The sequence below is a fragment of the Paenarthrobacter sp. TE3676 genome, assembly GCF_056279165.1.
Genome location: NZ_JBWBQU010000006.1, coordinates 75,219 through 88,685, shown reverse-complemented (window position 1 = coordinate 88,685; position 13,467 = coordinate 75,219). Strand labels below are relative to the sequence as shown.

Sequence of the window (13,467 nt, the reverse complement as noted above, 5' to 3'; positions counted from 1 at the left end):
ACACCCCTTGAAAGCGGCGTGTCGGCCCGGATTGGAAATCAATGTAGGTGGTGGCCGCACGGATGCGAAATCAAACAACCAGCCGCAGCGGCCGCTGCCCCAACTGCACCGTGATCTCCTGTCCCCAAGAAGCCGTCAGCCGGTCGTCCTCCATGCCGTCGCCGAACACCACCAATTGGTCTGACGCCACGGTTATCCGAAGCAGTTCGCCGGCTTCCAAAACGCCCTCGGTCAACGAAGCACCCGTGACGGGTGAAGGCCAGGCTTCCCGGACGAACCATGCGAGCCGCGGATCGGTGGGCGCCGGCAGGGAGCGTCCACCACGTTCCAAGGCGATCGAGGCGCACCACCCGGTAGCGCCGGTGCCGGTGGAAACGATCAGGCCCGACGACGACTGCCGCTCAGTTTGTCCGCCGGGCTGGGTGAAACTCGGCGCTGTGATGGAGTACTTGGCCGACTGGTGCGAAGCGTGCCCGACAAAGACTTCATTGAGCGCCGAAAGCTGCTGGCCGTCGTCTAGCGTTGCCGTCACGGTGGTGAGGCTTTGGCAGCGCAGGCGTCCAACGTCGCCGGCACCCAGAAGGGCAGCGGCTGCCGACGGTGTGTGCCGGACAAGGATGCCGGGGTTCGCGCCGGGCTCGGGGTCGATGCCGATCACCGGTTGGCCGTTCAGATACTTGGCAACGTTCGCCACCAGGCCGTCCTGCCCCACCACGGCGATGATGTCTTCTGCAGTGAGCAGGAAACGGCTCAGGTCCGCGCGTTCCACTTCCGCTTGCCGCCAATCGGACGGTACTGCCGCCCTGATGGTTGCGAGGGCGGAGGTTAGCCGATCATGCCGGTCTTGTGCGTCCTGGATGCTGCGACCGCGGCTACGAAGGAAAAACTCGGCTTGGCCGCGGGTGGCGTGCCGGTCCAGGAGTTCCTGGAGTTCGGTCCGTCGGTGGACGATGACGATGCGCGGGGTGGCCATGACAGGTCCTTACTTGGTTGCTTCTACAGGAGCGGCGGGTTCCTTGAACAGACCGGCAAGTGCTCCGCTGAGCAGGTCCGGGGTGATAGTGAGGTTCCCGATGTTAGGCAGGCTGCCGGCTGCATCCTTGAGCGCCAAGGCGAGGAGCGTGGCCTGTTCCATACCGCGGTAGACCTCCATGGTTGCGGCCTCGCGGGCTGCGGCTGCTTCGCCAACCAGTCGGATCTGGTTTGCCTCCGCGGCGGCGCCGATGCCCTTTCGTTCAGCAGAGCCTTGGGCCTCAATCAAACCAGCAGCGGCCTTCTCTTCGGCAGCGCGGCGGGCGTTCGCGCCTTCCTGCGCCACCAGGTTCTCCCGGCGGACAGCCAGTTCGATTTGGCTCGCCATCTCGTTCTCGGAGATCGTGCGTTCACGCTCGACGGCGACCGCCCGCCTTTCGTACACGGCCCGGTCCGCTTCGGCTTGGAGCTGCTCACGAACTGGAGTTTGCAGGGCACGTTCAACATCAGATTCGGGTCGCACGGCCAGGACCTGTACTCCGAGAATTTCGATGCCGGTGGACTGCAATCTGGCGTCTGCCCGAAGTGCTTCGGTGAGGACGAGCCGGAGCTGGCTCACTCCACGTTCGAGTGCCTCGGCGAGGGTTGTAGTGGCGATCTGGTCGATCGCGTGGCTCTGGCACAGCTGCCCGATGATGGTGGAGACCTGCTCGCGGCCGGTCGCCGGAGCCTTGCCAGCAGTTTGCAAGCCGAAGTCGAGCCGCATCGAAACCGCCACAGGGTCGATGAAGCGGTAGGTAACGTTGGCCTGAACGCTCACGTCCTGGTGGTCGCGGGTGATGGCGTGGAACAGGGTTGGCAGTTCCTGATCGTCTACCGGAACCTCGCTCAGAACGGAGTTTGCTGGCCGGAACCAGAAGGCTTGGCCCACTCCTTGGTGGCGTACTGCACCCTTCTGCAGGTGCACGACGTAACCGGTGGGGCTGCCGAGGAAGTGGCTGATCCAGGGGTAGCGCTTGATGGTGGCCATGATGTTCGCCTCTTTCGTTTAGTTGTCGTCAAGTTGACGATAACTAAACATTAGGGTCAGTCCGGCTTTATTGTCAACATGACGATAATTACCTACGATTACTTCATGCCTGAAACCCACGCGGCGCCTGAGCGCTTTCCGGTAACCGTCGACGTCGTAGCCCTCACGGTGCGCGACGGCGAGCTGAACGTCCTCCTCATCACGCGCCTCCTCGAGCCTTTCCGTGGAAAGCTGGCGCTCCCTGGTGGTTTCGTCCTCGCGGGTGAGGACCTGCTGGAGGCGGCCGGCCGGGAGCTCGCGGAGGAGACCGGCGTCGAACATCTTCCGGGGCACTTGGAGCAACTGGGCAGTTACGGCCCGAAGGGGCGCGACCCCCGCGGTGACGTCCTCACCGTGGCGCACCTGCTGCTGGCGCCGGACTTTCCGGTGTTGTCGGCTGGAAGTGACGCTGAACAGGCTGCGTGGTACCCGGTTCGCGACGTCCTGGAGGGGAAGGTTGAACTAGCTTTCGACCACGCACGGATCCTTGACGACGCCCTGGAGCGGGCAAAGTCGAAGCTTGAATACTCGCCCTTGGGTGCGGCCTTCTGTGGCGAGGAATTCACCATCGCTCAACTCCGAAGCGTGTATGAGGCTGTGTGGGGCACGCGCCTGGACCCGCGGAACTTCCACAGAAAAGCCACGGGGACGCCAGGTTTTCTGGAGGACACCGGCCGAATGACAACGGGCGACGCCGGGCGGCCGGCTGCGTTGTTCAGGCTCGCCCCCGAAGCGCGTCCGACGCCGGGCCAGCCCACCCGGGCGGTACTCAACCCGCCGCTGATGCGCCCGAGGGACTAGGTTGCGCGCCGAATCAGGGGGGAAGGGAGCGCTCTAGTGGCGCTTTCAACTCGACCGGAACAGCCCCTCTGCAGGTGTTTGGCTAGGCGCCGACCGCCACCTTGGCCGCCATCATGCGATTGACCTGAGCCATGACTTCGTCAGGTTCGCCGTTTGCATCCACCACCACAAAGTCATCGAACTCAGGAAGCGAACGGTATGCATCCCGGAATGCCCGCAGGTCGGCCACGGTCTCCTGGTCGGTGCCGCGTGCCGTGACCCGCTCGTGCGCGACGGTGGGATCAGCGTCGAAGTGCATGTGAAGATCAGCAGCAGGGAGCTTTTTCAGCAGCCATGGGAGCAAACGCCCACGCTGCAATCCACTGGCTTGGCGTAGCGCTAGTTGGCAGTGCAGATGGCGATCCATGACTACCAGGCCGTCGAACTGCCGGGCGCGCGCATGGTTCACCAGCACGTTGAATAGGCGAACACCTGTTTCGATGAAGTCCGCAACCCTTGGCGCCACCTTCCAGCCATATCGCATCGAAAGAAGCGACATCCTCCGCCGAGCAGCGTGATTACTGAGCAGCAGGGCGCTTCGCCCTTCTGTGCGAGCCGAATCGACCAAGGCGTGGGCCGCCGTCGTTTTTCCTGAACCGTCAATGCCTGTCAGAACAATGAGCATGAGCCCTCCCTTCGTCTTCTGTGGGACTCGTTCTATGTACAACGCGGGGTTGGCCTCAGTTGTGCCGAGTGAGGTATAGATCACACGCTGGCGCTGTTCGCTACGCTGCGTCGTGACTGGAGCGGCCTCGAAAGGGTAATAAGTTTCCTGTCCAAATACTTCGCCCCAGCGGAGTGCGCGCCTATCATGATGCTATGTACGTGCCCCTCAAGGGATGTGGTTCTGGTTTGAACCTAATTCCGCGGGGGTACGTAAGCGATATGGAGAGTAATTCTCCGATCGGTGCCCGTTGGCATGGGTGGCGCTTCAGAAATGGAGTACCAGCGGACGCCTTCCTGAATAGACAACCGTTATTGAAGGGATGCGTAGCTCAATGAATACACTTTTGATAATCGCCGGTGTTATAGCGATCATCTTGCTCCTCGTCGGCGGATTCAACCAAGCCCTCAGCTTCCTCCTGTGGGTGGGAATTATCCTGCTGGTGTTGGCCCTTATTGGCTGGGTACTAGGCCGTGGCCGGTCGCGCGTATGACGACTGATCCAAGCGAAGTTGCCGGTTTCGCGCAGGTTCGCGATGGGACAACCACGCCCGGGCATCCCATTCCCAGGGATCCCGGGACGCCGGAAGCAAGCAATCAGGTACCTGTGGGTGATTCGTCGTCGGAAAGTCCGGAAGACTCCGTCGACGCTGGTCCCAGCGAATCAGCCAACCCGCCCGGGCCGGCAGAAGAGAAGGACGAAAAGACTGCGGACCATCGCGGTCTGACAACCGAAACCAACCCTACGGATTGAGCAGGGCAGGCGCGGCTGCGGATGGGAGGGATCCCGGTCCGCGGCCGCGTTTCTTTGGTCTTCGACGCCTTTGTCAGTATGCTTACTAATAGCTGGGGGTTATCAGTTCAGCGATTGGGGTAGTGATGCGGATCGGATCGATTGTGGGGCTGTTCGTGGTGGTGTGGCTCATTATTGGGGCCGTGGCAGCAGGTCAGCGCGGGTACTTCACGGCTCCGCCCGCGCAGTGCTCGCAGCTTGCCACCATTGCACTAAATATTGTTGCGGGCCCATTGAACTACACAGGCTTGGATCCCCAGGGTGGCTGCGAGATTCCACAACCGTCTTGATGCGCCAGCGTTTTAGGGCCGTACGGTAACGCATTCACCCTCAAATTGCTAAGATTGCTGACTAATTTCGTCAGAGCATGGACAGGCCACCAGCTGCACTTATAGGTTCGAAGTGTTCCATAAACACGTTCACCGCTTTGGAAAGGACAGGTCTCATGGACAAGCAAAACGCCACACCGGAAGAGGAAGTGGGAGGCTACGGCACTCCTACGGCTGAGCAAGAGGCCGCCGGCGGCGGCCAGGCACAGCCCCGCGTGGAAGAAGACATCGAGGAAGCCGCCCTCGGAGAAGGCACCGGCGCCCCGAACCTTAGCCACTTGGATCCGGAGGACTCCGACAGTTCCGGAGAGCCAGGCGCGGGCCGCTTTGGCGGAACCGACGAGCAGTACTTGGCCGAGCAGTCCACCCAGCCGGACGGAAACGACGGCGACCTGCCGGACGGCAGCGGCAACGACCTTCCCCAGGAAGAGTCACCCAACGACGATGACGAAGAAAGTTTCGACGCCGGCTAAGAGCTTTGGCTGGCGCGCTTTAGACAGGCGCGCCACTGGTTAAGCAGCCAGCTGGCTGGCGCGCCACCAGCATTACCGAATGAGCACCCGAGACACGATCGAAGGAGCAAAACCTATGGCTACGGTAAATAAGTCAATCGAAGTGGATGTACCTGTATCTGTTGCCTACAACCAGTGGACGCAGTTTGAGACCTTCCCTCAGTTCATGAATGGAGTGGAGGCCGTTGAACAGATCGATGAAACTGGCCTTCATTTTTCAACCAATGTGGGTGGTGTGAAGCGGGAGTACAACGCCCAGATCATTGAACAGGTCCCTGATTCCCTGGTCAGTTGGGCCAGCGTGGACGGTCCCCGCAACGGCGGAACGGTGAGCTTCGAGCCACTCGACACCGGCAGGACCCGGGTCAACGTGGAGATCGTCTGGGAGCCGGATGGCCTCGCGGAAAAGGCCGGCTCCGCCCTTGGCGTGGACAGCATGCGCGTAGGTGCGGACTTGGACAAGTTCAAGAAGTTCATCGAAGCCCAGAGGCATGAAACGGGTGCTTGGCGTGGCACGGTTTCCGGTGGCGATGTTGATGACACCGGTGAAACCTTCGGTAGTGGCGCAGTGGCAACGGCTGAGTTCCCGCCCGTCGATCCGGATCTCGCAGCGCCGGCTGCCAATGAAGGACCCGCCGAGCCGCCCCAGCCGCGCACCCCGGGGATCTAGTCCAGCCTCTCCGGGGCCAGACCCTAGCGCCAGGCTTTGGACTGACTCACACTGGACATGGAACCAAATAAGCAGCTCCAACGAGGGCCGGCCATCACAACGGGCCGGCCCTCGCGGCATATCCCCGAAAGGCAGGAATTCCGCGGTCATGGCAACCTCCAGCAATGTGGAAGCTGAACAGAAATTCGACGCCGAAGCGTCCACTCCGCTCCCTGCCCTCGAAGCAATTGACGGGATAGGGCGTGTGGGTGAACCCGCGAGCCACAGCCTGGAAGCCATTTACTTTGACACCCGCCACCTGGCCCTCGCATCCCGAGGAATCACACTGCGCCGCCGGACCGGTGGGCCGGACGCCGGCTGGCACCTGAAGCTCCCGCACAGTGCGGGCAAGCGAACAGAGATCCAGGCACCGTTGGGCAACGCCGACGCTGTCCCGGTGGAACTCATGGACCGCGTGCTTGCCTACACCCGGGGTCACGCAGTGGCGGCTGTCGCAACCCTGAATACGGAACGAACCAGCTACGCCTTGTACGGCGAGGATGGCCGCCGACTGGCTGAATTCGTGGATGACTACGTTCGTGCCAGAGCGACGCTTGGCGAACCCCGCGAGCTGGAGTGGAGGGAGTGGGAGGTGGAGCTGGCCCCGGAAGAAGCCGACGACGGTGCCGACACCTTGCTGAGCACCCTGACACAGCAACTCTCCGACGCCGGAGCAAAGCCGAGCGAGCGCCCGTCCAAGCTGGCCACCGCATTGGGCGACTCATGGCCTGCCTCGAAGCGAACAGACCGCGAAGAGCCCAGCGGCAACGGTCCAGCCGTCATTCCCGTGCTCAAGTACCTGGACGAGCAAGTGGCCGATCTGCTCCTTCAGGACTCCCATGTCCGCCTTGCGCGTGACGATTCAGTGCACCAAATGCGGTCACAGATACGCCGAATCCGTGCTGTCCTGCATGGTTACAGGGCTCTCTTTGAACCGGACCCGGTGAAGGATCTCGAAAAGGAACTGAAGTCGCTCGCCAAGACCCTTGGCCGGTACCGGGATGTGGAGGTCTTGCACGAACGCTTGAAGAGCAGCTTCGAGGAACTGCCAAGAAAGCTCGTCCTGGGTCAACTCCACAATGAGCTGGAAGAGCGTATGGCATTGAGGGCCGAAACTGCGATGTCTGCCGTAAGGAACCGGTTGAACAGTCCCCGCTACTTCAAGTTGCTGGACGCTGTGGAAGCCTTCATCGACGCTCCGCCCACAACGTCAAAGGGTGAGGCAGCGGCAAAGGAGACCACGGCGAAGCTCGTCAACAAGGCCGGCAAAAGGCTCCGCAAACGGCACGACGAAGCGGTGGGTGCCGCCGTCGGGCCTCAACGCGATAGGGCATTCCACGAAGTACGGAAGGCCGCCAAGAAGCTGCGCTTTGCCGCAGCGGCTGTGGAAGGCATCCACGGCAAACGTGCCGTGAAGTTGGAAGACGCGGCGCACAGGATTCAGTCAATTCTTGGCGACCATCAGGACAGTGTGATGGCGCGGGCGGAACTGCTGAAGCTGGGCTCAGCGCCGGGCGTCAGCAACGGTGCTTTCACATATGGAGTGCTGCATGCGATGGAGCGCACCGCCGCTGACGCCACTCAGCAGGAGTACCTGCGGAAGGGCAAGAAGGCGCGGAACCTACGCCTCAAAAAGTAGCTCCACGTTTTACTTCTTGAGGAACGCCAGCAGGGCCTCGTTGATTTCTGCACCATGCGTCCAGAGCAAGCCGTGCGGTGCGCCCTCGATTTCAAGGTACTCGGCGCTGGGCAGGGCATCCTTGAATCGCCGACCCGTGACGTCGATGGGCAGGATGTTGTCCGCCGTGCCGTGGACGATCAAGGCCGGGACATCGATCTTGGGAATGTCCGATCGGAAGTCCGTCAGCCAGGTTGGCTGGGCGGCTACTGAGGCGAACGCACCGGATTTGCTGGCAAGGTTCCAGCTGGCATCCACTGATTCCTGGCTGAGCCGTGCGGTGCCAAGGAAGATTTCCGTGTTGTAGAAGTTCTTGAAGAAGTCGGTGAAGAAGGCGTACCGGTCGGCCTTAACGGACTCGGCGAGGCCATCGAAGACCTCCTGGGGGACGCCGTCAGGGTTGTCGTCGGTCTTCAGAAGGAAAGGCTCCAGCGAACCGAGGAACACGGCCTTTGCAACGCGCGCCGAGCCGTAAGTGCTGATGTAGCGCGCAACTTCGCCTGTACCCATGGAGAAGCCCACCAAAACGGCGTCGTTCAGGTCCAGGGTGTCCAGCACGGTCTTCAAGTCTGCTGCGAAGGTGTCGTAGTCGTAGCCTTCGGTCGGTTGGCTGGACTTGCCGAAACCGCGGCGATCGTACGTGATGACGCGATATCCGGCGTCGAGCAGTGCGGCCGTCTGCTTCTCCCAGGAGGATCCGTCCAACGGGTAGCCATGAATCAGGACCACTGGCTGGCCGGCCCCATGGTCCTCGTAGTAAAGCTCAATCTCAGTGCTGTTTTCGTTTCCGACGGTGATGTAAGCCAAAACTCAAGTCCCTTCGATGCAGTTCAACACGAACGTTTCCAGCCTACTGTCCGGGGCTGACACCGGCTCCGGCTCCGGCTCAGGGTGGTGTTCCCACCACCACCATCCGCGGACACTGGTTGCCGACGCTGTTGCAGTGGATTCTTGGATCACCGCCGATGACGAAACCAAGGAACACTCATGCCCCTTGCCCTACGCCCCGCCACCGAGAGTTACGCCTCGATCGACGACCTCCTGGGCGACGGACGCCGCCGCTTCTTCAGCCACGGTTACAAGACCACCAACCCGCGGCTGCGGAACCTTCGCGTTGCCCACACCGTCGCTGAGTCCACACTGACTGCCCGAGCCAGCTTGGGTGTCGCGGGAGTTTGGTCCGTCAAAGGCAATCAGGAGCAAACACCGCACCTTGGCACCACGGACGTCCTTGTCCTTGCCTGCAGAATGGCGGAAGCCCTGCTGGCCAGCAGGTTTTCGCCGGATATATTGCCGGCCGCTTACCTGACATCCGTCACCATCTCCGGCGGCAGTGAACCGGTGGAAGACACCTTGGGTGATCTTGGCTGCAAGGCTACGCTGCAGGACCACGGTGACGGGTCCGTCCTGCGGTGCTCGGTGGCCTCCATGAGCGCGGTCCTTGAAGTAGCCCACGCTCCGGCTGAACTTGGACTTGCTTCCGTCGAGTCGCCCTCAGAAGAGGCGTTGGTGGGCGACGCCGCCACACGACTCTATGGGGACCTGTGGGCCGAACGGCAGGTCACGTTGTCAGACGTGGTTCTCGAAGCGGTACAGGGTGCAGCCCACGCGCAGCTCTCGTTTCGCCAGCAACCCACGTTGGGCCACCAGCTGGGTGACCGGCGCGGCCTGGAAGCTGCGTACCCGCAGGCGCTGTCCGCCGTCGAGTACTTTGTGGCCACCCTGCAATTAGGGCAGGTCCTGCTCTACAGCTTGGACGCCATGAACCGTTCCGACAGCAACACGCTCTGGATGCGCAAGACACGGGTTACTTTTACCGGTCCCGGCCCGAAGATTGGGGGCGGGCAGGGAACCGGTCTGAGTGTGGGGTTGCAGAAGAGCCGGCTGATCGGAAAGGACGGCGGGTCCTGGCGCTGCGCCGATGTAGTGGGAACGTTCGACGGCGGCGAGGTAGTCTGCAGCGTCGCTCACCAACTGCCGGCAGGGGCTGTTCAATGAGCGCGAAATCCGCGGTGGTCCGGGGGCTGGGCGGCGCGCTTCCCGAACGCGTGGTCACGAACGAGCACCTCTCCTCCGTCATGGATACCTCCGATGAATGGATCCGGCGCCGGACCGGTATCGCCGAGCGGCGCCACTCGGACGAATCTGAGAGCACCAGCGTCCTTGCCACAACAGCTGGCCGACGAGCGTTGGCAAGCGCCGGCGTCGATTCCGTGGGGCTGCTGATCGTGGCAACCTCGACGCCGGACAAGGTCTGCCCTGCCACTGCACCGAAGGTTGCGGCGAACCTTGGGCTACAAGGGATTGCCGCGTTCGATATCTCGGCGGTTTGTTCAGGATTTGTCTACGCGCTCGCTACTGCCAGCTGGGCCATTACCTCCGGCTCCGTTGGCTCTGCACTGGTGATTGGCGCGGACACCTTCACCCGGCTGCTGGATCCGACGGACCGCACCACGTCCGTGATCTTCGGCGACGGAGCAGGAGCTGCCTATCTCTCGGCCGGTACCGCAGAAGAACCCGGGGCCATCCTTGCTACAACGCTGCACTCGGACGGGGACGGGGAAACGCTGATTCATGTTCCACGCAGCGCCGGTGCCTTCTTTGAGATGCAGGGCAAAGAAGTGTTCACGCAGGCGGTGACGGCGATGTCGGACTCCGTGCAGACCGTGCTGGCGAGTGTTGGCTGGACGGCTGGCGACGTCGATTCCCTGATCGCGCACCAGGCCAACCTGCGGATCCTCAACACGGTGGCCTCGGTGACCGGAATACCCGGTTCCAAAGCCGAGGTCCACTTGGACAGGGTGGGAAATACTTCAGCTGCCTCGATTCCACTGGCCATGACCGACGCCGGCACCAAGGGCCACAGGTCTCCCGGGGACAAAGTGGTCCTGACGGCCTTCGGCGGGGGAACCACCTGGGGTGCCATCGCCATGACCTGGCCTTCGATCTCGGTTGTGGACCCGCATTAGGGCCACTACCGATTCCTGCGGGCAGGGTGCCTTGCGGGATCACCGTGGCCCGGCCATCCCGGGCCACACTACAAAGGGGGAAACCACATGGAAATTACAGCTTTGGACGTCGTTGAGGCTATCCGATCCACCATGGACGAGCTCAGCCACATGGGCCCGGACGACTCCTTCGCGGACCTGGACATCGATTCACTGTCCCTCGTTGAAGCGGCCGTCATCCTCAGCAACAAGTTCGGCGTGCGCGTGGACGAATTCGAACTCGCAGACGCAGGAACTGCCCGGGTTGCGGCCGGACTGGTGACCGGGAAGCTCGCCCTGCAACCCGCCGTCTAACCGGAACCCATTAACGAATCACCTAGCCAGCACATAGACACAGATACGAACATTGAGGACACCCATGGCCACTCCGGCAATTGCAGTTGTTTACTATTCAGGCTCCGGTCACACCAAGGTCCTCGCGGACGCAGTGGTATCCGCTGCCGCCTCCACGGGAGCCACCGCAGCCCTCCTGCGCGTGGATGAACTTACCCAGGAGTCCTGGGACTTCATCGATGAAGCCGATGCCATCATCTTCGGCGCACCCACGTACATGGGTACTGCACCTTCAGCGTTCCACGCCTTCGCAGAAAAGACGGCAGGCCGTTGGGCTGTGCAGAAGTGGCACAACAAGCTGGGTGCAGGTTTCACCAACGCCGCTTGTAAGGCAGGCGACAAAAACTCAACCCTGGACTACTTTGCTACTTTTGGCGCCCAGCACGGCATGAACTGGATCAACCTCGGCCTGCTCCCGGGCTGGAAGAGCACCAAGGGTACCGAAAACGACCTCAACCGCTTCGGCTACTTCAACGGCGCTGCCGCACAAACCTTCTCGGACGTTGGCATCGAGGGCGTCCACCCCGCAGATATCGCTACGGCCGCCCACTTGGGCCGACGCGTTGCGGAAATCACTGCGGTCTTCGCTGCCGGAAAGGCCGCCCTGGAGAACCGCACCTCAGACCGGGAACTCATCAGCACGGGAGCCTAGCAGTCCTCGTGCCGAGGAGCGGGCGGACACGGATAAAGCCTGGTGACACGGATAAAGCCTGGTGACACGGATAAAGCCTGGTGACACCCATATTCGGGTGGCGCCAGGCTTTATCCGTGGCGCTGATCCGTCTGGGCGTCCCCGCTCGGCTCCGGGGACAGGGTCTTTTCCACGAGTAAACGCACGGCAGGGTTGCCCAGGTGGAACAGATGACCTCCAGTGTCCAGTTTCATCAACCGTGGCTCGGCCGCGCACCATGCCGCCCAGCGGAGGGAATCGGCAACAGGCACCACGGGATCGTCTGCGCTGTAGAGGACGGTGGCTGGAACTTCCAACTGTTTCCCGGGTGGTCTTCCCGGATATCCCGCCAAAAGATCGAGGTCCTCAAGGAGGACGTCCCGGGCGCGCGGGGACAGTGCGCCCGCAGCGGCAACTGCGGCAGCACCGGCGTCGTGCATTCCCGACGGCGGGCGCGTGGCGGCAAGGAAGACGTGGGCCACCCGGCCTGTGTGCTGTAGCCGCAGTGCGATCTCGAAGGCGAGGACAGCCCCCATGCTGTGGCCGTACAGAGCTAGCCGGGCAGACGCCGACGCCGTCACGCGCTCTGCGAGGGCATCAGCAGCCGCCCCCAAGGACATGAAGTCCCAGCCACGGTAGCTGAGTTTGGTCACCGTCACGCCGTCGAAGCGCCAGCCTGCGAAACTGGCCGTGGTCCCACCGGCATGGTGCAGGCAAAACAGGTGCATGCCGGGGTCCTGGCCGTCAGTTGAAGGCGAGCCGGTGGCGGTCGTGCTCCAAACGGGACGCTGCAACATCATCCATGTGTTCCTCCGCCCACTCCTTCATTTCAAAGATGATGCGCAGCAGCGAGCGGCCGCGGGGAGTGAGTTCGTAGTCGGTGCGAATAGGAACTGACACCGTGACATGACGGAGCACCAACCCATCGCGTTCCAGGGAGCGGAGGGTGGATGTCAGCATCTTCTGGCTGGCACCTGGTATGAGCTTCCGCAGGTCACTGTGGCGCTGCTGGCCATCCTCAAGGGCAAGCATCACCAAGGTGACCCACTTGCTGCTGATGGCCTCCAGCAATTGCCGGGCCGGGCAAAGGTCCAAGGACGCGTTGTAGTGCTTCCGGGCTTTTTGGCGTTTCTCTTCAGCCGTGAGAGTCATATCCCCAATACTTTCCTCATCAAGTGGACTGCTGGGCACAGTTTACTTGGGGCCTCTGACAGCTGGGGGAACGGTGTCGTAAACCTTAACTCACCGGCGTGGCTGAGACCCTCAGCTTGGCGTCAACCAACAGGGATTCCCCTGCCAAGGCCATGAATTGGAGATCCGAATGATGGTCCCCGTAAGCGAAGCTGCCCGCGAGATCAACGTTGTTCGCTAACGCGTGGGCCAAGACGGCCCGGGCTTTGGCATCACCCACCAGTGCTTCCTCGATCCCACCCGTGTACGTGCCATCGGCCACCAACGGGCGGGTGCATAACAGCTCAAGGTGGGGCCACCGCCGTCGAACCCGTACCAAGGCCGGCTCGAACGATGCCGTGACTGCCACCAGTCGCCGCCCGGAGTCCGCATGGGCGTCCAGGATGGACACCACAGGCTCCAGGAAAGCCCAGTCGGCCACCTGCCCATCCTGCAGATCCGCCCAGCGCTCGCCGAGTTCGGCCACCTCTGTGACGCTTCGGCCGCGCCACCAGCGGAAGTAGCGGGCGTTCGTCACCGACCGCGGGACCCCGTTCTCCGCTGCAGTGCGCAGACCTGCGAGGAACTCCCCGGCCTCTTCAGCGCGGGCATGTTCGGCGGCGTCGAAGCGAAGGAATTCGAAAATGGTGTTGTAAGCGGTGACGGTGCCGTCGATGTCTGTGTAGGCAGCTTGGATGTGGCTGCGGGAGGATTCTTCCAC

General features: G+C 62.2%; 18 protein-coding genes. 11 read left to right on the top strand and 7 right to left on the bottom strand.

Annotation, left to right across the window (positions count from 1 at the left end; translation table 11 throughout):
- Positions 1 to 70: 70 nt before the first annotated feature.
- A complete protein-coding gene (locus ACZ881_RS15095; RefSeq protein ID WP_476116625.1) occupies positions 71 to 973 on the bottom strand; it encodes a diacylglycerol kinase catalytic domain-containing protein in 903 nt (300 codons plus the stop codon).
- Positions 974 to 982: 9 nt separating this feature from the next.
- A complete protein-coding gene (locus ACZ881_RS15090) occupies positions 983 to 2,002 on the bottom strand; it encodes an SPFH domain-containing protein (RefSeq protein ID WP_364305810.1) in 1,020 nt (339 codons plus the stop codon).
- 78 nt (positions 2,003 to 2,080) lie between these two features.
- Here ACZ881_RS15090 and ACZ881_RS15085 point away from each other — a divergent pair, with 78 nt between their 5' ends.
- Positions 2,081 to 2,842, top strand: coding sequence for an NUDIX hydrolase (locus ACZ881_RS15085; protein ID WP_476116623.1), 762 nt, complete (start codon positions 2,081 to 2,083; stop codon positions 2,840 to 2,842).
- Positions 2,843 to 2,924: 82 nt separating this feature from the next.
- Here the strand turns inward: ACZ881_RS15085 and ACZ881_RS15080 are convergent, their stop codons facing one another.
- Positions 2,925 to 3,506, bottom strand: a complete 582-nt coding sequence (locus ACZ881_RS15080; protein WP_476116621.1) for a nucleoside/nucleotide kinase family protein — start codon at positions 3,504 to 3,506, stop codon at positions 2,925 to 2,927.
- Positions 3,507 to 3,879: 373 nt separating this feature from the next.
- On the opposite strand from ACZ881_RS15080, the gene ACZ881_RS15075 reads away from it, so the two are divergent.
- The 6 genes from ACZ881_RS15075 (at position 3,880) to ACZ881_RS15050 (ending at position 7,526) form a co-directional block, all read left to right on the top strand.
- On the top strand, positions 3,880 to 4,038 hold the full coding sequence (locus ACZ881_RS15075; protein ID WP_017200690.1) for a hypothetical protein: 159 nt from the start codon (positions 3,880 to 3,882) through the stop codon (positions 4,036 to 4,038).
- A complete protein-coding gene (locus ACZ881_RS15070; protein ID WP_420179023.1) occupies positions 4,035 to 4,298 on the top strand; it encodes a hypothetical protein in 264 nt (87 codons plus the stop codon). Before ACZ881_RS15075 ends, ACZ881_RS15070 begins: the two co-directional genes overlap by 4 nt.
- 125 nt (positions 4,299 to 4,423) lie before the next feature.
- Positions 4,424 to 4,627, top strand: a complete 204-nt coding sequence (locus tag ACZ881_RS15065) for a hypothetical protein (protein WP_091470235.1) — start codon at positions 4,424 to 4,426, stop codon at positions 4,625 to 4,627.
- Between the two features lie 77 nt (positions 4,628 to 4,704).
- Entirely contained in the window at positions 4,705 to 5,139 is a 435-nt protein-coding gene (locus ACZ881_RS15060; protein WP_476116619.1) for a hypothetical protein, read from the top strand.
- Positions 5,140 to 5,254: 115 nt separating this feature from the next.
- Positions 5,255 to 5,848: an SRPBCC family protein gene (locus ACZ881_RS15055; protein ID WP_420179022.1), complete on the top strand. Its 594-nt coding sequence runs from the start codon at positions 5,255 to 5,257 to the stop codon at positions 5,846 to 5,848.
- 148 nt (positions 5,849 to 5,996) lie between these two features.
- Complete coding sequence (locus ACZ881_RS15050; protein WP_476116617.1) at positions 5,997 to 7,526, top strand: CYTH and CHAD domain-containing protein; 1,530 nt, start codon at positions 5,997 to 5,999, stop codon at positions 7,524 to 7,526.
- Between the two features lie 9 nt (positions 7,527 to 7,535).
- On the opposite strand, the gene ACZ881_RS15045 is transcribed toward ACZ881_RS15050, so the two are convergent.
- Positions 7,536 to 8,372: an alpha/beta fold hydrolase gene (locus ACZ881_RS15045; protein WP_476116615.1), complete on the bottom strand. Its 837-nt coding sequence runs from the start codon at positions 8,370 to 8,372 to the stop codon at positions 7,536 to 7,538.
- Positions 8,373 to 8,552: 180 nt separating this feature from the next.
- Between ACZ881_RS15045 and ACZ881_RS15040 the strand changes: the two genes are divergently transcribed.
- The 4 genes from ACZ881_RS15040 to ACZ881_RS15025 all read left to right on the top strand — a co-directional run bounded on the left by ACZ881_RS15040 (position 8,553) and on the right by ACZ881_RS15025 (position 11,558).
- Positions 8,553 to 9,563, top strand: a complete 1,011-nt coding sequence (locus ACZ881_RS15040; protein WP_476116613.1) for an AvrD family protein — start codon at positions 8,553 to 8,555, stop codon at positions 9,561 to 9,563.
- Entirely contained in the window at positions 9,560 to 10,534 is a 975-nt protein-coding gene (locus ACZ881_RS15035; protein WP_476116612.1) for a beta-ketoacyl-ACP synthase III, read from the top strand. The genes ACZ881_RS15040 and ACZ881_RS15035 overlap by 4 nt, the downstream gene beginning before the upstream one ends.
- A gap of 87 nt (positions 10,535 to 10,621) precedes the next feature.
- Positions 10,622 to 10,867, top strand: coding sequence for an acyl carrier protein (locus ACZ881_RS15030; RefSeq protein ID WP_017200682.1), 246 nt, complete (start codon positions 10,622 to 10,624; stop codon positions 10,865 to 10,867).
- 64 nt (positions 10,868 to 10,931) lie between these two features.
- The gene (locus ACZ881_RS15025) at positions 10,932 to 11,558 is read left to right on the top strand and encodes a flavodoxin family protein (RefSeq protein ID WP_178994122.1); all 627 of its coding nucleotides are present in this window, start codon (positions 10,932 to 10,934) and stop codon (positions 11,556 to 11,558) included.
- A 110-nt stretch (positions 11,559 to 11,668) separates the two neighbouring features.
- Here ACZ881_RS15025 and ACZ881_RS15020 read toward each other — a convergent pair whose 3' ends face one another.
- The 3 genes from ACZ881_RS15020 to ACZ881_RS15010 form a co-directional block, all read right to left on the bottom strand.
- Entirely contained in the window at positions 11,669 to 12,304 is a 636-nt protein-coding gene (locus tag ACZ881_RS15020) for a thioesterase II family protein (RefSeq protein WP_476116609.1), read from the bottom strand.
- Positions 12,305 to 12,320: 16 nt separating this feature from the next.
- Complete coding sequence (locus ACZ881_RS15015; RefSeq protein ID WP_091470253.1) at positions 12,321 to 12,728, bottom strand: winged helix-turn-helix transcriptional regulator; 408 nt, start codon at positions 12,726 to 12,728, stop codon at positions 12,321 to 12,323.
- An 85-nt stretch (positions 12,729 to 12,813) separates the two neighbouring features.
- Positions 12,814 to 13,467 carry an HAD family hydrolase gene (locus ACZ881_RS15010; protein ID WP_476116606.1) on the bottom strand — a complete coding sequence of 218 codons (654 nt, stop codon included), beginning with the start codon at positions 13,465 to 13,467 and terminating at the stop codon, positions 12,814 to 12,816.